The organism is uncultured Eubacterium sp. (genome assembly GCF_934295145.1).
Taxonomy (GTDB): domain Bacteria; phylum Bacillota; class Clostridia; order Lachnospirales; family Lachnospiraceae; genus Eubacterium_I.
In genome coordinates, this window is record NZ_CAKRAS010000044.1 from 1 (window position 1) to 25,709 (window position 25,709).

Annotated in this window: 23 protein-coding genes; 21 read left to right on the forward strand and 2 right to left on the reverse strand. The window is 41.1% G+C overall.

The features are described from left to right. Nucleotides 1-906: PLP-dependent aminotransferase family protein (locus Q0I54_RS09560; protein WP_296118273.1), on the forward strand; the 906-nt coding region annotated here is incomplete at its 5' end. 119 nt (nt 907-1,025) lie between these two features. After that, complete coding sequence (locus tag Q0I54_RS09565) at nt 1,026-1,682, forward strand: hypothetical protein (protein WP_296118275.1); 657 nt, start codon at nt 1,026-1,028, stop codon at nt 1,680-1,682. A 329-nt stretch (nt 1,683-2,011) separates the two neighbouring features. Here the strand turns inward: Q0I54_RS09565 and Q0I54_RS09570 are convergent, their stop codons facing one another. Further along, nucleotides 2,012-2,848, reverse strand: a complete 837-nt coding sequence (locus tag Q0I54_RS09570) for a hypothetical protein (RefSeq protein ID WP_296118277.1) — start codon at nt 2,846-2,848, stop codon at nt 2,012-2,014. Nucleotides 2,849-2,999: 151 nt separating this feature from the next. On the opposite strand from Q0I54_RS09570, the gene Q0I54_RS09575 reads away from it, so the two are divergent. The 19 genes from Q0I54_RS09575 (at nt 3,000) to Q0I54_RS09665 (ending at nt 23,083) form a co-directional block, all read left to right on the forward strand. Continuing rightward, nucleotides 3,000-5,423 (forward strand): NACHT domain-containing protein, encoded by a 2,424-nt coding sequence (locus Q0I54_RS09575; protein WP_296118278.1) that lies wholly within the window; start codon nt 3,000-3,002, stop codon nt 5,421-5,423. After that, nucleotides 5,413-6,429: a hypothetical protein gene (locus Q0I54_RS09580; protein WP_296118280.1), complete on the forward strand. Its 1,017-nt coding sequence runs from the start codon at nt 5,413-5,415 to the stop codon at nt 6,427-6,429. Before Q0I54_RS09575 ends, Q0I54_RS09580 begins: the two co-directional genes overlap by 11 nt. Nucleotides 6,430-6,679: 250 nt before the next feature. Then, a complete protein-coding gene (locus Q0I54_RS09585) occupies nt 6,680-7,024 on the forward strand; it encodes a hypothetical protein (protein ID WP_296118281.1) in 345 nt (114 codons plus the stop codon). A gap of 24 nt (nt 7,025-7,048) precedes the next feature. Further along, on the forward strand, nt 7,049-7,522 hold the full coding sequence (locus tag Q0I54_RS09590; protein ID WP_296118282.1) for a hypothetical protein: 474 nt from the start codon (nt 7,049-7,051) through the stop codon (nt 7,520-7,522). Between the two features lie 15 nt (nt 7,523-7,537). Further along, nucleotides 7,538-8,803, forward strand: a complete 1,266-nt coding sequence (locus tag Q0I54_RS09595) for a ThiF family adenylyltransferase (protein WP_296118284.1) — start codon at nt 7,538-7,540, stop codon at nt 8,801-8,803. An 88-nt stretch (nt 8,804-8,891) separates the two neighbouring features. Then, nucleotides 8,892-9,494, forward strand: coding sequence for a hypothetical protein (locus Q0I54_RS09600; RefSeq protein ID WP_296118285.1), 603 nt, complete (start codon nt 8,892-8,894; stop codon nt 9,492-9,494). Beyond that, nucleotides 9,494-10,366 (forward strand): hypothetical protein, encoded by an 873-nt coding sequence (locus Q0I54_RS09605; protein ID WP_296118286.1) that lies wholly within the window; start codon nt 9,494-9,496, stop codon nt 10,364-10,366. The genes Q0I54_RS09600 and Q0I54_RS09605 overlap by 1 nt, the downstream gene beginning before the upstream one ends. A gap of 297 nt (nt 10,367-10,663) precedes the next feature. Continuing rightward, a complete protein-coding gene (locus Q0I54_RS09610; protein ID WP_296118288.1) occupies nt 10,664-11,074 on the forward strand; it encodes a transglutaminase-like domain-containing protein in 411 nt (136 codons plus the stop codon). A 208-nt stretch (nt 11,075-11,282) separates the two neighbouring features. Further along, the gene (locus Q0I54_RS09615) at nt 11,283-12,395 is read left to right on the forward strand and encodes an SPFH domain-containing protein (RefSeq protein ID WP_296118289.1); all 1,113 of its coding nucleotides are present in this window, start codon (nt 11,283-11,285) and stop codon (nt 12,393-12,395) included. 51 nt (nt 12,396-12,446) lie between these two features. Beyond that, nucleotides 12,447-13,076, forward strand: a complete 630-nt coding sequence (locus Q0I54_RS09620) for a hypothetical protein (protein WP_296118290.1) — start codon at nt 12,447-12,449, stop codon at nt 13,074-13,076. 78 nt (nt 13,077-13,154) lie between these two features. Then, entirely contained in the window at nt 13,155-15,626 is a 2,472-nt protein-coding gene (locus tag Q0I54_RS09625; RefSeq protein ID WP_296118291.1) for an ATP-binding protein, read from the forward strand. Between the two features lie 12 nt (nt 15,627-15,638). Beyond that, a complete protein-coding gene (locus Q0I54_RS09630) occupies nt 15,639-16,271 on the forward strand; it encodes an HNH endonuclease (protein WP_296118293.1) in 633 nt (210 codons plus the stop codon). Nucleotides 16,272-16,345: 74 nt separating this feature from the next. Further along, nucleotides 16,346-16,945, forward strand: a complete 600-nt coding sequence (locus Q0I54_RS09635; RefSeq protein WP_296118295.1) for a ClpP family protease — start codon at nt 16,346-16,348, stop codon at nt 16,943-16,945. An 88-nt stretch (nt 16,946-17,033) separates the two neighbouring features. Continuing rightward, nucleotides 17,034-17,831: a hypothetical protein gene (locus Q0I54_RS09640; RefSeq protein ID WP_296118296.1), complete on the forward strand. Its 798-nt coding sequence runs from the start codon at nt 17,034-17,036 to the stop codon at nt 17,829-17,831. Then, complete coding sequence (locus Q0I54_RS09645; RefSeq protein ID WP_296118298.1) at nt 17,821-19,314, forward strand: type IV secretory system conjugative DNA transfer family protein; 1,494 nt, start codon at nt 17,821-17,823, stop codon at nt 19,312-19,314. Before Q0I54_RS09640 ends, Q0I54_RS09645 begins: the two co-directional genes overlap by 11 nt. Before the next feature lie 35 nt (nt 19,315-19,349). Further along, nucleotides 19,350-20,093, forward strand: coding sequence for a metallophosphoesterase (locus Q0I54_RS09650; RefSeq protein WP_296118300.1), 744 nt, complete (start codon nt 19,350-19,352; stop codon nt 20,091-20,093). A 138-nt stretch (nt 20,094-20,231) separates the two neighbouring features. Beyond that, on the forward strand, nt 20,232-21,281 hold the full coding sequence (locus Q0I54_RS09655) for an asparaginase (protein ID WP_296118301.1): 1,050 nt from the start codon (nt 20,232-20,234) through the stop codon (nt 21,279-21,281). Nucleotides 21,282-21,393: 112 nt separating this feature from the next. After that, the gene (locus Q0I54_RS09660) at nt 21,394-21,918 is read left to right on the forward strand and encodes an RNA polymerase sigma factor (protein ID WP_296118302.1); all 525 of its coding nucleotides are present in this window, start codon (nt 21,394-21,396) and stop codon (nt 21,916-21,918) included. Nucleotides 21,919-22,021: 103 nt separating this feature from the next. Continuing rightward, the gene (locus Q0I54_RS09665) at nt 22,022-23,083 is read left to right on the forward strand and encodes a hypothetical protein (protein WP_296118304.1); all 1,062 of its coding nucleotides are present in this window, start codon (nt 22,022-22,024) and stop codon (nt 23,081-23,083) included. Between the two features lie 289 nt (nt 23,084-23,372). Here the strand turns inward: Q0I54_RS09665 and Q0I54_RS09670 are convergent, their stop codons facing one another. Beyond that, nucleotides 23,373-25,382, reverse strand: coding sequence for a sigma-54-dependent Fis family transcriptional regulator (locus Q0I54_RS09670; RefSeq protein WP_296118305.1), 2,010 nt, complete (start codon nt 25,380-25,382; stop codon nt 23,373-23,375). Nucleotides 25,383-25,709 lie beyond the last annotated feature (327 nt).

Sequence of the window (25,709 nt, forward strand, 5' to 3'; positions counted from 1 at the left end):
GATGCGAATCAGATCGTCATGGGAGCCGGAACCGAGTATTTGTATGGTATGCTGGTACAGCTGCTTGGAAATGACAGGGAATATTGTATTGAAAATCCGGGATATAAAAAACTGGTACAGATTTATCAGCAGCATCAGATCATTTGTCGCTATGCGGACATGGACGAAGATGGTATTACCGTAGAAGGGCTGCGAAAATCAGGAGCTGACATTGCTCATATCAGTCCAGGCCATCATTTCCCCAGTGGGATTACCATGCCTGCACACCGAAGATATGAAGTATTGGCCTGGGCCAACGAAAAAAACGGGCGTTATATCATAGAGGATGATTATGACAGTGAATTCCGTCCAAATGGAAAGCCCTTGCCAACGTTATTCAGTATGGATGCCTGTGAAAAAGTAATATATATGAATACGTTTTCCAAATCATTGACACCGACGATCCGTATCAGTTACATGATCCTGCCGGTACATCTGGCGAATCAATTTTACCAGCAGCTTTCTTTTTATTCCTGTACGGTGTCAAATTTTGAGCAGTATACGCTGGCAGCCTTTATTAATCAGGGGTATTTTGAAAAGCATATCAACCGGATGCGGCTTTTTTACAGCAGACAGCGGAAAAGGCTGATTGAGGCAATCGAGCAAAGCTCCCTGAAGGAAAAATGCCAGATTATTGAAAATGATTCAGGATTACATTTTCTGCTGCATTTGCAGACAGAATTGTCAGATCAGTGCCTTTCGGAACAATTGAAGCAGCAGGGAATAAAAATGCGTCCGTTGTCAGAATACTTCCTGACAGCAGAAAATAGCCGGGAGCATTATTTTATCGTTAATTATTCCTGTGTAGATCTGGAAAAGATCCCGGCAGCCTGTGAAAAGATTTACCAGTTGATCACGAACAAATAGTGAAGGAAGAGGTATCATAATTTTTAGAGATTCAGATAAAAAATGGCGGTATTTCTATGTTTTTTGCGATGTTGCTATTGTAACGAGTATTGATTTTAATAAAATTCGGAGGTATTAACATGGCAAGTACAAAAGAAAAGATGGAACATCTCATCCGTCATTCAAAACCTGATTTGCAGTTGGCTGCTGCATGCTACAAATTGATAAAACATGCACCAAAGGACGAGCAGGCAGTTCTTCTGGAAACTTTTTTTGTTGATTACAGGTTCCTTCCTACTATGGAAGAAGAAATAGAACTTCCAGTGGAAATGGAAGAAAGAGAAGCGCGAATGCTATTGTTGAAGTACGGAAAAATGGCTGATAAAGTTATGTGGAAGCTTCAGAAACATAATCCGATAGAAACAGATTATTATAAGCAGCTGTGGGAATACGTTTCTGAGAGTGAATGTTTTCCAAATGAGAAAGCCAGGATTGCAGTTCTTTATAATTATGCCAGGGATCAGCATATCCCATATTTTCAGGTAAATCGAAGGGAATCAGACAGCGAAGAACTTCTCAATATGGCTCAAAGCATGGGAGTATGCACTATTGCGAAGATGCGTTATATTATGAACAGTGTGTATTTGGATCAGGGAAACAGGGGAAGTTTGTTAAATGAGATGTTGGAGGAGTTTCCTGATAAAAAAATGAAAGAAGCATTTTTAACCTGTGTGGTTATTTCGTATGAAGAACGGATCATGAGCCTTGTTGAACATTTGGTGAACAGAAATAGTTAAAGTTGATCGGTAGTGTTCATAGTTTCATGCTTTGGACAAGATATATGCTGAAGTGGTGTGTAGTGATGTGAATTTGTTATTTCATGATTGCGAACATTCTCTTAATGTTATAAAATGAAGATACTATTGAGAGAATAAAAGCATATGATTGAAGTGAAAAACATTAACCGGCATAGAAGATGAAAATGCAAAAAAAGAGAAAGAGTCGGTTAGTTCAGTGACCGGCTCTTTTTAGGACAGACAGAAAATACGAGAAGAGTATCTCAGATTGTGCAGACTGGAATTATGTATCAAATTCATGAGTCTTTGCTTTAGACTGTACAGGTGTATTAACGAGTATAAGTAATGCCAAGGCGATCGGCTTTCCGGCGCATTTTTTTTACACAATTATTTGTAGCATGACTGATGAGTTTACTTAATGTCTGAACGTTTTTATCATACACTGGGAGCTTATCTGATTTAAAATTCTTGAAAAAAGAGTTATATGGGATATCAAGCTCGTCGGCAGCATCATGAAAGAAATCCTCGGATACAGCCGTCAGACCTTTACGGTTGATCATTTCCGCAAGGGCGCTCGGTTTTGTGCACTTTGCACTGCTGTCAGTTATTACTTTTGTTGCAAGAAAAGAAAGCAGCTCAAAACGTGAGCATTCTTCCGTAAAGGATAAGAGTTTCAATATATCGGAACAATGTTCTTTGACACCATCCTTTCTGGCAAAGTCGTTTTCAATATCCTCATCAGAAGCAAGGGATGCATAGGTCAGATCATCTAAGGGATCAGGCTGCATTTTCACTTCTTTTCGCACGATATCGACAAGTTTAAAATGGCAGATCTGCACGATCAGTGGGATGATATGATCCGGATCATGCAGTGGGAGACAATCCAGTTTCTTCATTACTAAATGCATAGCTAAATCATCGCAAGCCATGTCGCGTTCATAGCCGACAGTCTGAAGTAAACGGAGTGCGCTGCTGTTCGTTCTGCTGCATAATAGGACTTTGTCAATAAAGCGGTGGGATTCCTCAGCAAATCTGGCTGTGAGTTCTGCGGAAGCTTTGATGTCATCTGCAGTAACAGAATGGCTGCCAAGTTCGGTAAAAAATGCTTTGTATTCTTTTTCGGTTTTATGGATTGTGTTGTTGGAATCTGTAATAGTATATTTCATGGTTGTTATCCTCCTGTTTCTTTGATAGGAAGATATTAAATCAGTGCCCTCACACAGCTGCGGACAGAAAAACGCACAAAAGTGCACGAAAAGTGCACGAAATTTACGTGGGGAAAATTTGCAGAAAAAACGCTTTGCCAGAGGGAGAAATATGAAAGAAATACTTGTGTTAGATAACAAAACAGTGATTAATTTTAAGACCAGAGAAATTCGGATAAATGGTAAGCAGGAGAAATCCAAATTATCAAAAACACAGATTACGGTTTTGAAATGGCTGTTGGATGCGTATCCAAATGTTGCATATTTTGCTGATTATACAGAACTTGCGGATGGTCATCGTGACTGGACGCGGGGAAATGCACATGCGATTCGAACCAGAATCAATGAGCTTGGCAAAATATGCGGATTAGGAGACAAAAAGATAACAAAAAGAAAAGATCCGAATGTGGATGGTTATCAGTTTAATTCAGAAATCGCCTTTGAATGGAAGAGTGATTTCACACTTGAAACATTATACCCGGAGGATATTTTCCACAGACCCGAGCAATATATCGAACCGGAAGCATGGCTGGAGGATCTGTATGCCAACGCATTTCGCCATAGCAAAGTACATGTCATCTCCGGAGAACGTGGTCTGGGCAAGACGGATCTGGCCAGATGCTTTGCAGAAAAATGTACGCAGGAGGATTGCAGGCGCAGTGATCTGAAATTTTCCAATGTTATCTTCACAAGTTATTCGGAGCAGGGATTGAAGGAGACCATCACCCTTTTAAAATGTGTAGGGGAAAGTGATGAAAAAGAAAGCTTTGAGCAAAAGATAAACTTTTTGAGTCACATGAAAAAACCAACATTGCTGATCATTGATAATTATGACAATGAGGAAAGGTTCAGAGAGGAACTGTCAGAAGAATCTGAGGTTTACAGAAACCTTCGTGATACAGGATGTCATATTTTAGTGACTTCAAAAGTAAATATGGCAAATTGTTATGGTGTGTATCAGACAAAACTCAGGCATTTCCCATTAGAGGTATTGCTGCAATTGTTTTTTGATCTGGCGGAAGAAGAGGAAAGTCAGGAAAAGGCGGCTGATCTCATTGAAAATTATCTGTTGTCAAATACCTATCTCGTTCGTCTGGCAGCAGGACTTATGAAGACAAGAACCATTGATGAGATGATTCAGGCATTGCAGTCGCTGCGGATCAATGAGATCACAGATCCGATCTACGGAAGAGATTATGAAGAAAAGACGATCTTTGAGCATTTTTCCGCATTATTCGATCTGTCAGGTTTTGCGGGCAATCAGACGAAATGCAGGATTTTATATACGTTATCGTTACTTCCGTTGGAAGGTATCAGTTACAAAGACTACTTTGAAATGGCATTTTCGGCGGGGGAGCAGGCGGAAATGCAGAGAGAGTTTAATTTGTTGAAAGATGCATTCTGGGTGTTTTTGGAGCATCGGAAAGTCAGCCTGCACCCGGTTGTCCGGGAAATGATCGCGCGAAAGGGCATTCCGTTTCAGTATGAGTATATAAAACCATACGTGAATGCATTAAATAACCGACTGTTTTTCAGAACCTATGCAACGGGTATGACCAGTGTGATGAAAATGGGTGTGGCAGCTAGCGAGATACTGGAAAAAATGCGGATTGAGAATCTGGATACGGCAGATATTTTTGCGAGATTATCATCGAATTATGATATCCTGGGAAATAAAGAACTTACCTATCAATATGGAAGGAAAGCATATCAGATGCTGGAGCAGACAGATGAGAAGTCGCTTGAGGATGAACAATTGTACGGTTTGGCACAGGCCTATAATCTGATGGGATATGCGGTTTTGCATGTTTACCAGAAAAAGGATTCTATGAAATATGCAGAGACAGCATTACAGAAAGCGTCTGAAATCCTTCGAATGATTAAAGAAGACGATACAAAGAAAAAACGTCTTTTTACGGCAAATCAGGGAGATCTTGCAGCGCTGAATATTGTGAAAAAGGATTATCAGAACGCATTTCAGATACATCGAGAGAATATGGCATTTCGAAAAGAAATGCTGGAAGAGGATTCGGAACAGGATTATGAAAAGCTGGTGGCGGCGTCCTATAAAGGAATGGCCACGGCATTATATTACCTGTCGGAACAAAACGCGGAACAACGTGAGCCGTTACTGCAAAAGTCGTATCAGTGTCATTGTAAGGCAGTGGAATATTATGAAAAAGCATATGCACCGGAGTATCATTTTGATATAATGGTTGCAGAAAACCGCTGTGTCGGAACGTTGTGCCAGCTTCTGGAATATTTGCCGGAAGAAGAATTGCCTTCTGTGCTGCCGGATGCTTTGGAGCGCATGGACAGAGCGGTAGCGTATAGTCTGAACATGGATACAAGAAACGAAGGAGAACTGCAGAACAGTCTGAACAATGTGAAAAAAATGTTTGAAAAAATGTGGCAGAAAGGTCTGGTGGATGAAGCATTTCTGGAAAAATATGCAGAACTTTTGAAATGCGCTGACATAAAACGGAACAGATTAGAAAAGATGAACAGAAATGAGGTTTTTACAAATGGAAAATAGCAGAATTTTATGCCCGGATGCCCGTCTTCCGAGAGAGGAACGGATTGCATGCGTGGTGAAAGAGTTTGATAAATGGATATCGAATCCGTATTTTGTGGAACTGGTAAAACGATTTGGCGGAACGATGGATGTGTCTGCCTCTGCCGCAGATAAGATTAAATGGTTGAAAGAAGATTTTGTGGATATCTGGGATTACCGCAAACGGCAGAAAAGCGCATTGACCAAAGAGGGAGAAGCAGCGCGCTGGCTGTTGAAAAACAATGAGCAGGTGGAGGCGCAGAAAGAATTTATTTACCAGACAGCAGAACGGCTGGGGCTGATTGGAACGGATACGTCCGTATTTGCATGTCCGGATTATTATCTGCCACTGGGTGGAGCGAGAATGTCCAATCTGCGCCGCTGTGAGATCGCAAAAAGCGAGACAGACCGCATTGGAAAGCCGGTATCAGTTGTTGCGCTGGCCGGCATGCGTCCAATCTCAGAGAGTGAAAGAAACGGGTATATTGATACTTACGCACCAGATGCGGTTACGGAATACGATGCGATCATAGCGGGAATGAAGCATGCGTTTGCTCCGTTAAAGCAGGTGGAGGAGCAGCATGTGGAGAATGAAAACCCGAATCTGTCTTACGATATCAGAGAATTTGAAAATGCAGACAGACAAGAAGTAAAGTTTTATACGGTTGCGGCGCCATCTACGGTTCCGGAACGAAGGGCAAACAGTGCAGACTGCTTTAAATTCTTCTTTGAGACATTTGATATTCCGCAATATGCGAAGCTGGTGAATTGTACCAGCCAGATTTACTGTACGTATCAGCAGGTGCGGGCATTGTTTTTTGCGATTGATTATGACGTGGAATTTGATACCATCGGTTTCCCGTTTATCCTGAATAATGTAACGGTCGATGAAAACAGTCATCAGTTATCAGAACCGGTAAATTATTTGCAGGAAATGAAAGCGACCATAGATGCCATGTACGATTTTGTAAATCAGTATATCAGATGAGAGATGACTCCCACCTTTATAGGTGGTGAGCAACAAGAATGCTTCTCAGACAAAATAAAAAATGAAAACGAAAAAACGTTCGATGTGTGACAGACATATCGGGCGTTTTTTTGTATACAAAAATAAGTTGAAAAAATTTACATAAAAACGGCGGTAAAGTTTTGAAGCATACGACGTATAGAGTGTAAGGGACATAAACAATTGATTCCTGAAACAAAAAAACAAGTCAAACGAAAAGGAGAGAACTACTATGTTAGAAAACGATTTAATGAATGGCGCAATTGACGAGGCATTAAGTGAGGCGGAAGCAAACATGAAAAATGGTTCCGGTGCTGATTATGACTTCACAATCACAATGAAATCTGAGTCTGGCAGTCAGCCCTGTGTGGAGCATGTTCGCGTAAAACACGGTAACACTCTGGGACAGCTTGTGATGGAGGTAGGAGACGATCTTTATATCGATGTGAACGCCAAACTTTGTTTTAAAAACAAAGCTACTGGTAGAGAGACAAATGATGTTGACATGACGGTAGATGAATTTGGATTGGTGCAGGGCGATGTATTGCTTGTTTATGATGATCGTAACGTAGCATAGGAAACTTATGGGAGGCGAAGGCAGATGATGATACTGAAATTTATTGGATTGGCAATTTTTTTAGACCTCATAATTGAATGTATCATATTGATCATTAAAGTGGCCAAAGTTACACAAAAATCAGGAAAAAATGCAAAACACAAAAATGCAACGATACCAGTGAGTGAAGCTTCTCCTGCTATAGGAAATTCCACTCAGAGAAATCGTACATCATCTGTTCAAAACCGTACATCATCAGTGGCAGCAGGGCAGAGAGGCCAGCGGGCGGGGCGACAGGCTCCGCCGCCTGTCCCGAGACAGGTCTATAGATACAATCGACAACGTCAAATTATAAGAAACGGCCCAGGAGGATTAAGACCGACTCGGTTTCCATCATGCCCAATTTGCCGGGCAAAAAATTTTCCGGGAGAGCAACAGGTTATTTTCTGGCATGAGCAAGGACAGTTCTATACATGTCAAAATGGTCACAAATTTAAGAAGAATGGTGCGCTGTTTTAAAGATGGAGGATACATATGAAGAAAAAAGCAATTTATAACGATTTAAAGTTAAGTGAATATCGTGCGTTATTTCACGCTAAAAGAGTATTGGTAGTGGGGGCCGGTGCGGTCGGCAGCTTTCTGATGGAATTTCTTGCAAGAATGGGAGTGAGTCCGGATGTGATTGATTTTGACCATTTTACATTAGAAAATGCAGCAAAACACTCTTGTCTCGTGCGCTGCCCGGAGGATGCAGATCGCAATAAGGCTGAATGTGTTTCTGCAAGAGTGCAGCCACTTTTAGATGAGGGCTGTACATCCAACGGAATCGATGGAAACCTGTGCAATCTTGGACCGGAAGCATTTTCTGATTATGACGCCGTCTTTTTTGTTGTGGATAATTATGATGCGAAGATTTTAGGAAACGAATTAATCCGTTCTCTTCCGGAAGAAAGACGTCCGGTTATGGTCATGGCAGGAACGAAGGGTGAGGCCGCTCAGAGTACAATTATTGATGGCAGTGATTTTTGCCTGCATTGCCTCATTGCGGATCAGTGGATCCCGGATTCCAGTATCAGAACAAGCTGCATTGGAGTTCAGACACGAGTTCGTGATGGAGTTACGGAGATTGTACGCACGACTGATCGCGCAAGTTCTATGGCAGCCTATTTGGCAACGGAACAGTTCCGCGGATTTGTGATTGGAATACCAGGTATCATGAACCGCAGATTGAATTACACTTCATTTCCAAATATTGAGATTAGTTCATCCTATCCGATGAAAAAGAAAAATTGTCCGGGCTGTGAAGTAGAGCCACCGGAAAAAATCGAATGGTTGCATGGTACCGTGCTGAAGGTCACACTGGCAGAGGCACTGAAGCAGATTACGGAGAAATCAGGCAATGACGACTTTGAATTAGCTGTACACGAACTGAATTTCCGCAGAGAAAATTATTCTGAATTTGTAACCACAGCCGGTTGCAGCTGCTGTGGAAAAACATTAAAAATCATGAGACACAATGGTTTTCTCTTCCCGGAGGATCTGATCTGCGAGACATGTAAAGCAGAACATAGAACCGGTCATGTCAATGCCCCTGCGGAAACAATTCAGGCTTTCTCTAAACACACAGATTCTGAGATTCAGAATAAGACTTTATATCAGCTTGGATTCTCGTTAGGTGCACATCTGGAGGTATATCAGCGTTCCGAAGGAGGGCTTGACATTCTTGATCAGAACATTACAAAAAAGATTTTCAGTTTTGATCAGGATCATGCGCAGATGCATAAAATTCATAAATTATAGCTATTTATACAAAAAACAGACTAATTGTCATACGCTGCTAAGTTTTAACAGAAAAAGTAATTCAAAAACCGAAAGGAGCATTATCCCGATGAAAAAGTATAAATTAACTTGTAATGTAAATGGAGTAGAAAAGCCTGTTATTATCACCGAACAGGATAGTATGAATGCTTGCATTAATGATTATAAGAGCCTGCTCAGAACATATAATCCAAAGTATGTAGAAATTCAGAGAGAGAAGGCAGGAGATGGAGAGTGGATGCATCTGAAAATAACGGTGCATGCGAAGAGCCACTATCTTATCAGTTCTACAGATAAGAATCCAAAACCATGCAATCAGATGTCAGTTCACATTATTGTATATAAGGGCTATCCGTTGAAGAGAATCAAAGCGTATTACGCATGTGACCGTTATCTCGCAAGTCCCAATGTTTTTACAAATGGTGGAGCCTGCATCGATACCTGGCACCCACTCAAGAGCAATCTTCTTACCGTAGTAGATAAGGTCGTAAACGATATGATTCACAACCCTTCCGTTACCAAATACGATTCACCTGCATATCCATCTATGATTGTGTGGCATAAAAAAGGTGTTGAGTCTGGTGCGTTTCCGACTATGCCGCCACGTCTTTTGTATCGTTCCGAAGAAGTGGCACTTCCGGTTCAGAGAAAAAGATCACAGGGAGGTAAGTGATGATGGATCAGATTTCCGAGAATAAAACGAAAAACGTAGATGAGAAAAAGAAAGTGCCGCCACCGCCACTTCCAAAACAGCCTGAAAGAAAAAAGGAAGAGAAAGTGTATCCGGTTCTGGCTCTGAATAAAGTATGTGAAATCATTGAAGCAAAGTGTGGTAACGTGTTTGTTGCAGAAAGACATGGAACAAATGGTGGAAGAAGCTATAACCATGTAATTATACTCCCGGAGGCCTGGGAAGAACTCAAAGTTATGATCAGTTATAGAAGAGCCTCTCCGATGAATGAGTCAGAACAGCAGTATTCCGGATACGGTCATACGTTTCTTACAGAAGAAGGCTATGTCACTACTGTTGTGAGCCACTTCATTCAGGTACATACAATGAATCGTACACTAGTTAGCTCTTCCTATCTTTCGAAGGATGGAAGCATGAATCCGGGGTTGGACTATCTTGCTTATTATCGTAACGAGTATGTAAAAAATGAAGCAAAATACAACAGAGACGAGGAAAATTGTCTGGTTGATCCTTTTTTGAAGTATGGTCATTCAGAATATGTTCTGGAAGGTCACACTCATCCGGGATTGGGGGTATTCTTCTCTGGTACTGACAGAAAAACGGGCGCGGCACACGCAAAAGACACTCCACTTTGTACGTTTGTATGCGATCCGATCCGCAAAGAAATGCTTGCTGCGATTGGAAGAGACTTTGCCCCAGCGGAAGTAATTGTATATGAAAAAAATCGTACCAATTACTCTGACATGCAAAAGAAAACAACAACTGACAAACAGACAACAGAAGAGGTGAAGACTGATGAATTGTGCATTACCAGAAAAATTTGGTGCTTTCTTTTATCGCGATGGCTTAAATAAAAATGCACAGATTATATATGACAAAATGTATGCACAATTTCAGAAAAAAGATTATTCCGGCGTGACCAGATTTCATGTAACCGATGCAGATAAAGCTGTGGAAGACAGCTTTTCTGCATATCGGGCTATAAAAAAGGATCACCCGGAATTTTTTTTCTGGGCAATAACATGCATTATACAAGGCATGGATATGAAGCCAAATTAGAATATACAATATTATATCCGCCCCACACCATAGCGCGGATGAAACAAGTACTGGAGTATAAGATAAAGGAATATCTGCGGGGAACCGATAAGATGTCGGAATACAAGAAGGAAAAGCGTATCTATAAACGTATTGTACACACGGTTAATTATAACAAAGAGAGAGACTACAGAAACCATAATGTGGTGGGTCCGATACTGTACGGTGAAGGCTGTTGTGAAGCTCAGAGTGCACTTCTGGTACTATACCTGCGCAGTGCAGGTATTCCGGCCATTCAAATATATGGAAAATCGAAGCGGAACAGAGGTCACGGTTGGGTGTTGCTGTGGATAAATGGCGATCCTGTGCATGCCGATGTTACATGGGAAAACCGCCGATCATTGCATTATAGATATTTCAATCTCTCAGACAGACAGATCTCACAGGATCACTTTGATTTTCAGGGTCCTGATATTCCAAAGTGTGAAGAAGAGTGCTGGAATGACTGGCGGTATTTGGGATAAAAAGTGCTGGAATGACTGGAAGTATTTTGAATAAATTTCCCAGACATAATAAATTCGAAAAAATAGCGGTATTTTCCCGAGAGTTACGGTGATAAAAGTGAAAAGAAAAATATCCTCACAATTTTACATTTAATAATAGCTATATTTCCCATTTGAAATGGGGAGCTAACTCATTGTGAGGCTACAGAAATAAAGGAGGTATCGTTTTATGTATCGTAGAGTGCTGCGAGACCCAGGAGGCAGTGGTATTGTTCGTATTTTACCAAATATTTGTGATGACCATAATGCGGTTGTAGACGGCTCCATTTTGCTTGTTCCGGCAGGTACAACAGCCTATGTGACTTACAACGGAGTGCTTTCACGACCATATAGTCCAGGCAGACATGAACTGAACACGGGTATTGATCCGTTCTTTGTACGACTGAAAAATATAATGAGCCATGGTGATACAGGCACATCTCTTAGTGTATTTTTTATTTCAACACAAAAAAGTCACTTTTTAAAATTTGGGACAGGGGAGCTGCCCTTTAGTGACAAGCGTTTTCATATCACAATGAAAGCGTATGCTGCCTGTGACTTATCTATAAGCGTTACAAATTCACTGAAGTTTCTTCAGAAACTTGTTGGAGCATATAACGAAGAATTTAGCGAAGACGATATTGAACCGTGTTTGCATCAGCTCCTTATGCTGCCATTACGTGAGGCTTTATCAAAGACACTCAGTACACTGAGCGTAACAGAGTTTAACAGCAATCTTACAAAAATTAGTAACACTGTGCTAACCAGAATCCGACCATCTTTTCATACGTTTGGTATGAATCTGGAGAGATTTCATGTCAGCCAGATCAATGTGCCGGAGGACGAAATCAGACGTCTTTACGACCTGGAAGAGAAACTTGCCGGAGGAAGAGTTTCAATAGATTTGGAGGCGGAACATTTGAAGAGAATCTGGCAAAATGACATTAACAAACGCACTTTAAATGAAATGCTTACTGGTATTCCATCCCGAGGACCTGGAAATACAGGATCTGGTGCTAATGGAGCAAATGTATCTGGAAATAACGGCATGTCAGAAATTATGCGTATGGCGATGTTGCAGCAGGTTCTTCCGGAAGTGAGAGGAATGTTTGATGGTGCATTAAATAATACGAATACTGCAGATAGTAATGGGACGGGTCAGAACAGACGACGCAATCCTGGTGACAACAGATCAGGCGGAACAGATGCATCATCCACAAGAAGATGTCCGAATTGTAATGCGGTGATCAACAGATACATCAGAGAGTGCCCTGTTTGTGGATACCGTTTTCATTCCGTTTAATGTTGTCTACGTCTAAAGCAGTTTTATAGCATAAGAAAGGAGATCTTGTATATGGCAGAAAGAAGATGTCCACAGTGTGGCTGTACAAGCTTCCATTACAATCCACGACGTATGAAAATTGTATGTAATATGTGTGGTCATGCAATAGATGATGAGCAGGAGCAGCAGCGTCGTCAGGCATATGATCGCAATTTTTATGAGGCAACTCAAAATATCAGAGTAGGAAACTATGGTACAGCATTATCTACGTTAAACTCACTCAAAAATCAGTATGTTGCCGATCCAAGAATTTATCAGGCAATCCAGCAGGCAGCAAGTGAAGACTATCATCTGGAAGCTGATGATTTATCAGCCGATAAAATGTCTGTTTTAGCGGATTCATGGGAGAAATTGACAAGATTGAATGCCCTGACAGGTCAGATTCGTCGTTATGGATATAAAATCCATGCCAGACGCATTGAAAAATTGCAGAAGAAGAGAAAAATATCTGTATTTATGATGGCAGCGTCGATACTTTATTTTGTCGGAATTTTCTATATGGGTATTCAGAAACACCCGGGCCTTGCGTTTTTGTCTTTTTTACTTTTTTGTTATGCTTCGGTGAAGTGTTACAACATGCAGCCGCAAAAAACAAAAGAGGACCTGGAAAAATTAAAAAACAGCAGAAACCCTTACACATAAGTAACATAGCTGAAATAGAGGATGATAAATATGGAATACGCAGTGAAGACGTTTTTGTCAGGAGGAGTTTATTTCCTCATGACATCTTTTGAAATCTCCAAAGTTCCTCTGACGCAAACAAAAGATAACTGCCAGGAGGAACAGAACCCTGGCAGTTTGCTTGCTCAAAAGCTTTGTGAATCAGCATGTTATCTGTCCGGGGATGGATCCGGACAGATTGCTGTGGAGTTTTTAAGAATTGCACCAGAACAGAAAGGCAGATCAATCAGACATCTTATAACTGTAAGAAGTTACGACAATGCAAAGCAGAAAGCAAAAATGCATCATAAGATGTTTGTACAGGAACTTTATGAGGAATTTGTGCAGAATGGATATGTATTAAAAACAATTGCTTTTGACAACTATCGCATTGCGCAAATGAAGATGTGCACAGATACAAATTATGCATTGATAAAGAACAAGGTAACAGAACATGGTCTGTACGGAACATACGATGCGCCGCCTATCGTGACAAAAGCAGACTGGAAATCTGTATATGCTGCATTAGATGGTTCCGGAGGCAGTCTCTGTATTCAGATGATCCCTCAAATGTTTTCTGTCACAGAAAAAAATTTAATTACCAGAAAGAGCAAAGAAGCATTGTGTGCAGCACAGGGAATGATGCCGCATCTCAGGGATCAGTTTGCAGATACCGTCAAAAATCGTTGGAAATATTTTTCAGACCGAATGACATATCCGGCAGCAGAAATAAATATCATAATCAGCGGCTCAAAAGGAAGTGCTGCTCGATTAACATCAACATTTCGTCAGTCCGTAGACGAGTCTGGATTTACTCTGGTGCCACTGAAACAATATCGTTATCTGCCTGTATACAACCAGCCCTGGATGGTTTCAGGAGAACTGAAAAATTCCGGCAGTCAGGATTTCTTAAAAAGTATTTATAAATGGACTTCAGAAGAGGCTGGCGTACTGTGTGCATTTCCATCACAGATGGATTATTTTGTGGGAGTGTCAGATAATGCATATGCGCTTGCACCGGAAAATAGTCTGCTTCCAGCGGAAATGACGAAGGCAGCGAATAAGACAATGCAGATCGGAACGACGATATCTTCCAGACAAAATATGTATTTTCCGGATACATACTGGCTGCTTCACACAGCGGTTTTGGGAAAGAGCGGTACAGGAAAAACAACTTTTTTGAAGCAGTTGATTCAGCAGTTTTATGAAAAGCATATTCCGGTTCTGATTCTGGAGCCTGTGAAGCAGGAGTATCGTGATCTGTTGATAGAATTTAAACAAACAAATATTTTTACAGTGGAAGCACCAGTGATGCCATTTCTCTTAAATCCATTTCTTTTGCCAACAGGAGTACCGCTGCATCAGTATAAGGGAAGTCTTTTAGCCGCATTCAAGGCAGCTATCTCGCTTCCGGATCCATTACCTGCACTTTTGGAGAAGGCAGTATCAGAAGCTTATATGCATTATGGATGGAGTGATTTTTCCAAAACCGGAGATACGAATGTGCAGGTGTTTGGCATGGCGGAGTTTATCCGTATATTTAAGACAGTAATCGCAAGATCGAATTACAGCGCTGAAGTAAAAGGTAATATGATGTCAGGAGGCGCATACCGTTTTCAGAGCATGATCGAACGGTGTACCTGGACATTTGATACGGTTCATGCAACGAGTGTGGAAGAGCTTCTAAAACAATGTAGTTTGCTGGAAATGGGAAATCTGGAACGGGAAGAAAAGATGCTTGTAACAGCACTTGTTCTGATCCGTGTTATGGCATTTTTAAAGGCAACAAGACGAAGTGATCATGTATTGAAAAACATTATTTTATTGGATGAAGCACATGCTTTTCTCGATACTTCTGAGGGAATTACTGAGGAAGAAAGATCCCTGAACAGTTCCATGCGGACATTGATGCTGAATATGTTGACTGAATTGCGGGCATACGGTGTAGGGGTGATTTTTGCGGATCAGTCGCCATCACGAATGGGCGCCGCTATGCTGGATAACGTGGAAAACCTGATTTCTTTCCGACTGACTGGAAAAGAAGCAGAGCTTTTAACTGAGCATATGGGAACAGGGAAAGAGATGACAGAATGTCTTTCACGCATGCCGACAGGAGATTTTCTGATTAAAAATCAGTACCTTGTATCACCAGTGGCAGTACGGATGTATCGGAGACAGAATGCTTTGTGTAAGGTTCATTGCACAGATTTACAGGTGCTAAATCATCAGAAAAAATATCTGGCCGGGCATTTCAGAGACTATTCTCCTTATACAGAATGTGAGAGGACAAGCTGCCGTTACTGTTCAGCGGCTGTTCGGACAGAAGCGCGAAAATTAGCTACGCAGATATATCGCGCAAGGCAGCATAAGATCAGAAACAGAGAAGATCTGGCAGCACATATTAGAAAGATGCCAGATGCAATGAAAGGCTGTCTGCAAAGTTATCCGGCTGAAACAAGAATGAAGATCTGTAATTGCACGGCGGTTCACTTAGTCAAAATGTGCATGATGGAAAAAGGGATTGTATTGTAAGGAGATGTGTAAATGAGCAGTGATTTTTATGATATGTCAGAAAAGACGGAAGATATATCGTTTGATATGACAGAACCAGAAGGGCAGTGGGAGGGATTTGATACCGAATGTGAGACAGACACAGAGGTGTCAGATGCACAGAAAGCAGCGGATTACGCCCGTGCAGCAGGTTTTGAAAAAGCGGGCGATTACATTGAGAAGCATTATGATGGAGGCGAATTTGTCCCAGGAGATCCTATTTCAGTAAAAACTAGAAATATGGGATTAGAAGGAAGTACATCTGCATGTGGCGTGCCTTTTGCACGCCGCAGCGCAGAGCTGGCAGAAGGACTTACGGTAGAGGGAGTGTTTCCTGCATTTGACAGCAAGCATCATGTAGAACTTGGAAATGATGCGAATGATATGACACTGCATCAGCAGTTTGATGCATGCAGAGCAGATTTTCAGGATCATATGTATGATGACACAGAAAAACTCAGCGGTATTTCATTTGGTGACATGGAGCGTATGGATCGTTCACAGGGATACGCACCGGCAGGATATACCTGGCAGCATAACCCTGAGACGGGAGACTTTGACCTTGTTCGAACCAAAGAGCACAGTGCGACTGCCCATACTGGGGGAAATGCATTCTGGGGAAAATAAAAAAATGAAAAATGGCGGGAAACTTCCCCACACTGCGGTGTATATAATGAATGAACAGACAGGAGGTTTTAATTATGAGTGACTTATGGATGCCGTACATTGTGACTAATTTTAACGGACAGAATCAGATTGTTTCAATACTCGACTATGAAAGAGAGAAAGACAGAGTACTACATATAAACGGCGAAATCGATGATTTTATGGCACAGATTCTGACCGCACAGATTCGTTATTTAGAAAGTAAATCAGGAGACGATATCACATTGATGATCAACAGTCCCGGTGGTTCCGTCAGCGCCGGGCTTGCAATCGTAGATGCTATGGAGAATTCGGCTTGTGATATCAGCACAATAGGAACCGGTATGGTTGCAAGCATGGCGGCAGTTTTACTCGCCCTTGGAGCGAAAGGTAAGCGCTTTATTACAAAGAATGCGTTTGTAATGATTCATCAGCCTGTAAATACTAACGTTGGCGGTCAGTGTACAGACATTAGAATTCAATCAGAGTACCTGTGTTACGTAAAAGAAAAAATCGCTGGAATTCTGGCAAAACAGTGTGATCAGAGAATCGGAAAGCTGGAAAGAGATATGGAACGTGATTTTTACATGTCTGCTGAGAAAGCAATCAGATACGGAATAGCCGATGCAATCTACATCGGTGATCCAAAGCTGTAAAAATGATATCAGATGAGAGATGACTCTCACCTACAGGTGGTGAGCAACAAGATTACCGAGGGCATTCTTGAATAGAGGAGGGAATGGTATGGAGAAAAATCAGTGGAAGACAGATAGAATGATTGGTTTTTCAGCCGGTGTAGAAGCCGTAGAAAGAGTATGTGAAAAGGCAGATATGTATAAAGCTACCAGACAGAAGCCGCCACATTTTGTTTTAAATGTGGAAGATGCGGACAGACAGCACATATTTACAAAATTTGTAGTGCAAGCTTATCGTCAGTGTGGAGTTATGGATTTTTTTGAATTGGATGATTTCATTGAATTCACGCTGGACGGCAGTTACGGTCAGTTAGAAGATGTATTTGCAGAATTAGAAGGATATGCCGTATTCACCAACAATTTTCAGGGCATTGTAGCTATGGATATTACAAAACTTGCAGAGCATCTGAACGAAACACAGGTAATAAACTTTTTTCATTATGTAAAAAAATCCGAAAACACAGTTTTTTTATTTTATATTTCTATGAAGGGTATGAAACGTAATGGTGTGAATCTTGCAAATAAAGTGATTTCAGAAATCCCGAACATCGAGTATATAAGAATGGCTTCTTATACTGTCGAAGAAATCTCTGCAATAACACTTCAGATGGTAGAAGATGCGGACATTATCATGAGAAAGAGTGAGAAAGCAATGATTACGCAGATGATTCAGAAAAAGGTGGAAGCCTGTGGATTTTCTACAATAAAAGAAGTCAGAACGCTTGCAAGACAACTGATACTTCATGCAGAAATGAAGGAATCAAAAGCATATCTTGATGTGAAGAAAGTAAGTGAAGTATGCGGAGAAGAGTGTGTGGATAAGGAGAACGAGAATTATGCGAAATGACAGATGGAGTACAGCGGAAGAAATCAAACGCATTCTTGTCCCGGCAGATCAGAATAGCGGAGAGAGTGGAGCAACGCTGTATTATGAGAAGAAAAAGAACTATGTTCAGAGCTCAGAAGGGCACACATTATTCCTGGGTCAGTCAGGAACAGGTAAATCCTGCTCCGGGACGGTTTTGTTAGCTAAAAATCTGATTCAGGAAAAACAGAATATATTTGTTATCGATCCGAAAGGTGAAATTTACAGTAAAACATATTCAGATCTTGAGGAATTTGCTTATAATAAGAAAGTAGTAGACTTTCGAAATATCTTTCAGTCGGATGCGTTTAACCCATTAGCCACACCGTATCATTACTTCAGCAGCGAAGCACCGGAAGATCAGGAGATTGCGATGAACATGATCAATGACCTGGCAGCAGCATTTTATCCGATTCCGGATAGTGGTGATCCTTTCTGGCAGCAATCAGCGCGCAGCCTTTTTATTGGTGCAGTACATGCGCTCATGTTGTTGAAAAAGGAAAATCCGGAGATTCCTGTCAATCTCGCAAGTGCGCATCAATTAATTGCAGGTGGAGAACAAACACTGGGCGGAATCTCCTGCCTGCGTGAACTGATACAGACACTGCCTCTAAATTCAGTTGCTTCCATGCGCTTACAATCTTACGCATCCACAGCGAAAGATACTGCTGCCGGAATAAAGTCTTCTTTTCTTGAAGGAATTTCTATGTGCGCCCAAAGTGAAGGAATCAAGAACCTGTTGGGACACGACGATATTAAAATCCATGAATTAGACGTTGGACGACCGACAGCAATTTATGTCATACTTCCGGATGAAAGCAATATTTTCGGTCCTCTTTCTGCAATTTTGTGTTCCCAGGTGGTTGGACAGTATCTGAGACTTGCGCAGGATCAATACCATGGAAAGCTGCCAAGGACAGTAAATGTTATTTTGGAGGAACTTGGAAATATAGGGGCAGCACTGCCACAGCTGGCAAACTGGATGACAGCATCAAGATCCCGTAACATGCGTTTTTATCTTGTATTGCAGAGCCTTTCTCAGCTTGAAACATTATACGGAAAGAGCAGGGCAGATACGATCCTTGATAATGCGTCTACGATTGTAGCCTTTCGTGTAAGCAACTGGGAGACACTGGAAGAGCTCTCAAAGAAATGTGGAAGAAGACGGTTGAAATCAATGCTTGGAACAGAGAATCTGATCACACCTTCCCAGCTTGGTGCAATGAGAACAGGACAGGCATTGGTAATGATCCAGGGGCAAATCAAATATATCACACAGTTGCCTCATTTTTCCGAAATCTATCCAAATGAAAATAGTCCGGCATCAACACAACCGCAAAACAGAAAGCTCCGAAAACCGATTGAAATTTTCGATATAAAAGCTTTCGTAAGTGAAAAGAAAAAACAAAGATTGGAAGAATTGATGGCTCAGATGGACGATGATGACGATATTATCTCATTTTAGGAAGTATAGTTGTCAGAGAAGGAGTGAAGATCAGAATGTTATATGTTACAGGTGATACCCATGGATGTATCAGAAAATGGAAAGAACAGATTCATCCGGTGTTAAAGGCAGAAGACACTATTATAGTGGCAGGTGATTTTGGGGTTGGTGGCTGGAAAGACGAAGAAGACGCATCCGTTACAGAGGAACAGTTTTATGACTGGATCAGTAAACAGCCTTATTACGTGCTGTTTGTAGATGGAAACCATGAGAATTTTGATAAATTGTATGCATATCCCGTTGAAATGTGGATGGGAGGTAACGTGCACAAACTCCGTCCAAATCTGATCCATTTAATGCGTGGAGAAGTGTACGAAATCGAGGAAAAAAAGATTTTTACCTTTGGTGGTGGTTATAGCATTGATAAAGCCTGGAGAGTAGAAGGAAAGTCATGGTGGCCACAGGAAATGCCTTCTGAGAAAGAATATGAGAATGCCCGACGCAATTTGGAGAAGAATAATTATTCCGTAGATTATATTATTACCCATACGACATGTGCACAGACTGTACATTATATGGCGGCAAGAACTTATATGCGGATCAAAACGAACGTAACAGAAGAGATGCCGCTTACTGCTTTTCTGGAAACCACCAGAATCAATACGAGATACAGGGGATGGTATTTCGGACATTTCCATATTGATATGACGTTATGGAAAAATCAGTTTGTTGTATTTAATTGTATGCGTGAACTTGAGTCCGGAAAAATTGTGCGCGAGTGGTACACATATGAAGGGTAACCAATAGGATAATCAAATAAAAAAGATACTCTGATTGTTTTAAAGCTGATTGCTTTTCATTCGGTCAGAGTATTTTTATTTTATTTGAGTTATGGTAGAATAAACCAATATAACAAATAAAAACAGGAAAATGTGCATATGAAAAATATATTGATGATAGGAACCGGAGGCACCATTGCCTCCAAGCAGACAGAATATGGACTGGCGCCTGGCCTTTCCGCAGAAGATATTTTAAATTATATTCCGGCAGTCAGCAAAATCTGTGAGGTAGATTCCATGCAAGTGTGCAATCTGGACAGCACGAATGTGACACCGGAGCACTGGAAACTGCTGGCAAAGACCGTGCAGGAAAACTATGACAAGTATGACGGATTTGTCATCTGTCATGGTACGGATACGCTGGCATACACAGCAGCCGCGCTGTCTTATATGATCCAGAATTCCAGGAAACCGATTGTTATTACCGGAGCACAAAAGCCGATTGAGATGGACGTGACAGATGCAAAAACAAACCTGCTGGACAGTTTCATCTATGCCTCTGATAACGATTCACAGGATGTCAACATTGTGTTTGACGGAAAAGTTATTGTTGGAACGAGAGCCAGAAAAGAGCGTGCAAAAAGCTACAACGCGTTCTGTAGTATTAATTTTCCGTATCAGGCGGTGATACAGGATGGTATGCTCGTGCGCTATATCACAGAGATGCCATATACCGGACCGGTACGGTTCTACTATGAGATGAAAAACAGCGTGTACGTACTGAAGCTGATTCCGGGCATGCAGCCGGATATTTTGCCATATCTGTTTGAACGATACGACTGTCTGGTGGTGGAGAGTTTTGGTGTGGGTGGAATTCCGGAGTCACTGCTGGATGAATTTTATACGCAGATGAATAAATGGAAAGATAAGGGGAAAATCCTTGTCATGACGACACAGGTGGCCAATGAAGGCAGCAATATGACCGTGTATGAGGTAGGAAAAAAGGTAAAACTGGATTTCAAAATCCTGGAAGCTTATGATATGACATTGGAAGCAACTATTACAAAAATGATGTGGATCATGGGAATGGGAGATCAGACCTTTGAGGAAATGAAACGGGATTTTTACCGTCTGGTGAATCATGATATTCTGTTTACGAAGCGTATCGAAGGCGAATTCTTACCTGCCAATTCATGTTTGTCTGTGTAAGGAACAAAAAAGAAGTGAACCGTAGAGAAAGTTATTACAATGTATAAGTGAAGGACAAAAAAGGTCTCTTCGAACGTGTACACGGAAACAAAAACAGAAAGAAATTGTAACAATGACGATTCAACAACTGGAGCAGGTAATTGCTCGCTACGGAACAGAAATATATTCTTTTTGCGTATATCTGACAAAGGATCATGACAGGGCAGAGGAACTGTATCAGGAAACCTGGCTTACAATTACACGCAATACGGAAAAAATTGAAAACAGTGCAACGGTCAAAAGCTATATTTTATCTGTTGTGATACGCATCTGGAAAAATCAGAAACGCAAGATTGCCTGGCGCAGCAGGATTGCTCCCACAGAGCAGCTTGTGGAAGAGGCAGAGACTGGCGGTGTAGATATGGCAGAGGATTCACTGACAATTTGCCTGCAGAAAGAGCGGAAGCAGGAAGTGGAAAGCGCAGTTAGCAGACTGTCGGAAAAATATCAGATAGTTGTAATGTTGTATTATATGGAAGAATTGTCCGTGGAACAGATCGCGAAAATTCTTTCAATTCCACAGGGAACCGTAAAGAGCAGACTTGCTGCGGCAAGAAAAAAATTAGGTCAGGAATTGGAGGCATATATCCATGCATGATAAATTGGATACATTATTATTTGATCAGTTGAAACCTCAATCAGAACCGAATCCGGAATTGAATCGTCAAATTCTGGAAACATGTTCAAAGGAGAAATGGTCAATGAAGAAACAAAGTATTTGCGGTATAAAAGGAATGAAAAAAATAGCAGCAGCGGCAGTGGCGGCCTGCATTCTCACAGCAGGTGGTGTGACTGGATTTGCGGCATATCATTATCTGACACCGGCTCAGATGGCTACAGAGATCAGTGGAACAGCCAATGCGCTGACAAAAGCATTTGAGAGCAAAGATGCGGTGACGGTAAATGAAATGCAGACCAGTAATGGATATGAAATTCGATTGCTGGGGCTGGTATCCGGAACAGATTTATCTGCGTATGTGACAGACACCGTACAAAATCAGTTGAGACAGACAAAAACTTATGCTGCACTGGCAATTTCACGTGCAGATGGACAGCAAATAGAGAATAAAAACCTTTGTGTGTCACCGCTGATCAACGGTGTGGACTGGAAGACAGCAAATAACGGAACGCTGGATACAGGGCTTTGCTGGTTTGAAAAAGATGGTATTTTATATGAACTGATAGAATGTGACGATCTGGAAATATTTTCGGACCGGGGTGTACAGATTGGTGTTGTGGACGCATTTGGAGATGAATGCCGGGCATTTACAATGGACAAAGAAACGGGTGTATATCAGAAAACGGCGGATTACTATGGAACAAATGCGCTGTTTGACCTTCCACTGGATACCGCAAAGGCAGATCCGACAGTAGCAAATAAACGGATTAAGGAAATGCAAGAGAAGGTTAAAACAGAAGAAGTGGATAAAACAGGTATCAAAGATGCTGCTGAGACAATCAGTGATAATCCGGAAATCAGTGATTTTATTGCTGAGGCAATTCAGGCAGAGGATGCAGATGCATTTCTGACTGCGCATGCAAAAATGGTTGAAACGCAGACACTTCCGATAAAGGAAGATAACACAATTGCCTATGAAAACAGTGAAGGTGGAAAGGGAACGATTACAACAGACAATTTGAAAATTGGTGAAAAGAGAATTTTAGGCACTGAAAGTGGGGACAGCCTAGACAGTATACGATTAAATGTATATACATTAAATGCGGACAATACAGTGACTTATGAAGTCTATATGCCACAGTAGACAGTTATTCTTATCAGAATCACCGCATATGCTTCCGGGAGCGGAGACATGTGCTGGATGAGCATTTGAACGCTTTACAAGACGGCATTCGGAGGAGTTTACGTTAATTGTAAAATTACGGGAACGTGAACAGTAGATTTTTTGTTTTACAAAATCTTAAAATAATAGGTATGGGTATAATAACATAGATAATATAAGGGAGCAGAGAAAACTTACCTTTGCAGTGATTGCTAGCCGCAAAGGTAAGTTTTTCTGCTCCCTTTTGCATAACTTTTTGGGAAGCCAATGTTCAAAAACGAAAATCCTTTAAATTAATCTGATATTTATTTATTTTCCGATAAAGTGTTCGTTTAGAGATATTAAGATGTTTAGCTGCCTGTGAAATATTTCCCTTCTCATCGTGAAGAACTTGAATTAGTTCCTGTAAAAATAAGTCAAGGTTGCTTTGTGCAGGATAAGTAAGAGTCGATGATTCCGGTTTCGCATTAGAATCCTTCTGGTTGTTGAAAGAATCGTTTGACAGTTCTTCAAAAATCTGATGAGGAAGATGCTCCGGTGTGATAAAATCCTGGTCTGCCAGGTTTACGGCACGCTCAATGATGTTTTCAAGTTCCCTGATATTTCCAGGCCATGTATAACTGCATAGTGCTTCAATAGCAGGAGAATTTACTTTCGTGACATTTTTCCCAAGATTACGGCTTTTTTCTACAATAAAGTGACGAATTAGATCAGGAATATCTGTTTTTCGTTCGCGCAGAGGAGGAACTTCGATGGAAAGAACATTTAAGCGGTAGTAAAGATCACTTCGAAATGTCTGGTTATGGACAGCTTCCATCAGGTTGACATTGGTGGCAGTGATAATCCGTACATCAATTTTTCTTTCGTGTGTGTCTCCTAAGCGTGTAATTGTTTTAGTCTGTAGGACACGTAACAGAGATACCTGCAGTGCAAGTGGCATATCACCGATTTCGTCAAGAAAGATGGTTCCGCCGTTAGCCAATTCAAATTTTCCTGGCTGACCATTTTTGGAAGCACCGGTGAATGCTCCAGGAACATACCCAAACAACTCGCTTTCAATTAGTTCTTTGGGTAAAGAGCCGCAGTTAATGGCTACAAAAGGAAAATCTGCACGATTGCTGGCATTGTGTATTGCCTGAGCGAACAGTTCTTTGCCAGTTCCACTTTCCCCCAGAATCAGAACATTTGAGGATGAATCCGCAGCAGTGCGCGCAAGAGTGATTGCGGCTGATAGTTCCGGGGAAGAACCTACGATAGAATCAAAGGTGTAAGTGGCATGTAGTCCGCTGAGTTTTCCAGCCAGCTGATGTAGCTTGTTTGTTTCATCCAATAAAATGATTTTTCCGATTGCCTTGTGGTGCAGATCATATACAAAGGACGTTGATATTGAAATGGATTTCTTACGTTTGGAGTATCCGATAATATTATATTCGACATTATGTATATTTTGCGTCAGATCCGTTATTTTTTGCCCGGAAGTTTTTGGAAAAATAAGATGATTTATTTTTTCACCTTTGAGATTCTGGTAGGATTCAAGCAATTGTGAGGCAATCTGATTGTGCTGTAAAATGACACCGCGAGTGTCTGTAAACAGGATTCCGCTTGGAATTGCTTCTATGGTTGTTGAAAGCTGATTTTTGACTTTACGGACATGATTGAGGCTCTGCTCCATAGATAATTCTTTACTGATGCTGTCTGCAGCGGAACAGATCATGGCCAGAATGTAATTTTGGTTGGCTTGCTCAATGGGGGCAACGGAACCGAGAACACCAATAATTTGACCAGTACGATCGCAGATTGGTGCAGCGGTTCCGATATAATGGTGAAAGGTCTGGCAATAATGTTCCGCGCCTTGAATTTGTGTAGGAGATTGGGTAACAAGACAAAGCCCGATTCCAGTAGTTCCGGCATGTTTTTCATCGCGCATGGCACCAAGATACAGATTCGTATGCTCTGTGATATCTGACAGTGTGGCATTATCGCCGATAAAATCAATGATAGTTCCCTGTGCATCTGTCAGGGAAAGTAAAATACCAGTATTTTTCAAATACTGATATAAAGTAGTCATATAGGAATGACCTGTTTCAAGCAAAAACTGATTTTTGGAAAGAATATCCTGCAGAACCTGAGGAGCTAAGTGATATTCTTTCAGATTTTGCCAGGGAAGCCGGAATTTTTTTGAACGTTTCCAGCTTTCAAGTACCTGAGGGGAAATATCTATATCTGCTTCAGGCAGTGGTTGATCATGAATGATATATTTTTCATACTTTTCAGATAACACAAAAATAACCTTCTTTCTGTTGTGGGTGGAAAATAGGTGTCAATATAGTCTAATGCAAGAAATATGCCAGAAAGAGTGTGCCAAAATGCGTCATAATTTGAAATAATATGTGTCGGGCAGTCACAAAATGGCACGAAATGGCACAAAATGGCACAAAATAGCACGAAAAAGAAAAAAGCGTGCGCAATACCCTATCAAAAAGTAAAAATAGAAATTGGCATGTAAGTTGCATAAATAAGAATATAAAAACAGTCTGCAAATAAAAAGTCAAGCAGAAATTAATGAACTTTGAAAATTTTATACAGGTTGAACGTAAGATACGAAAAT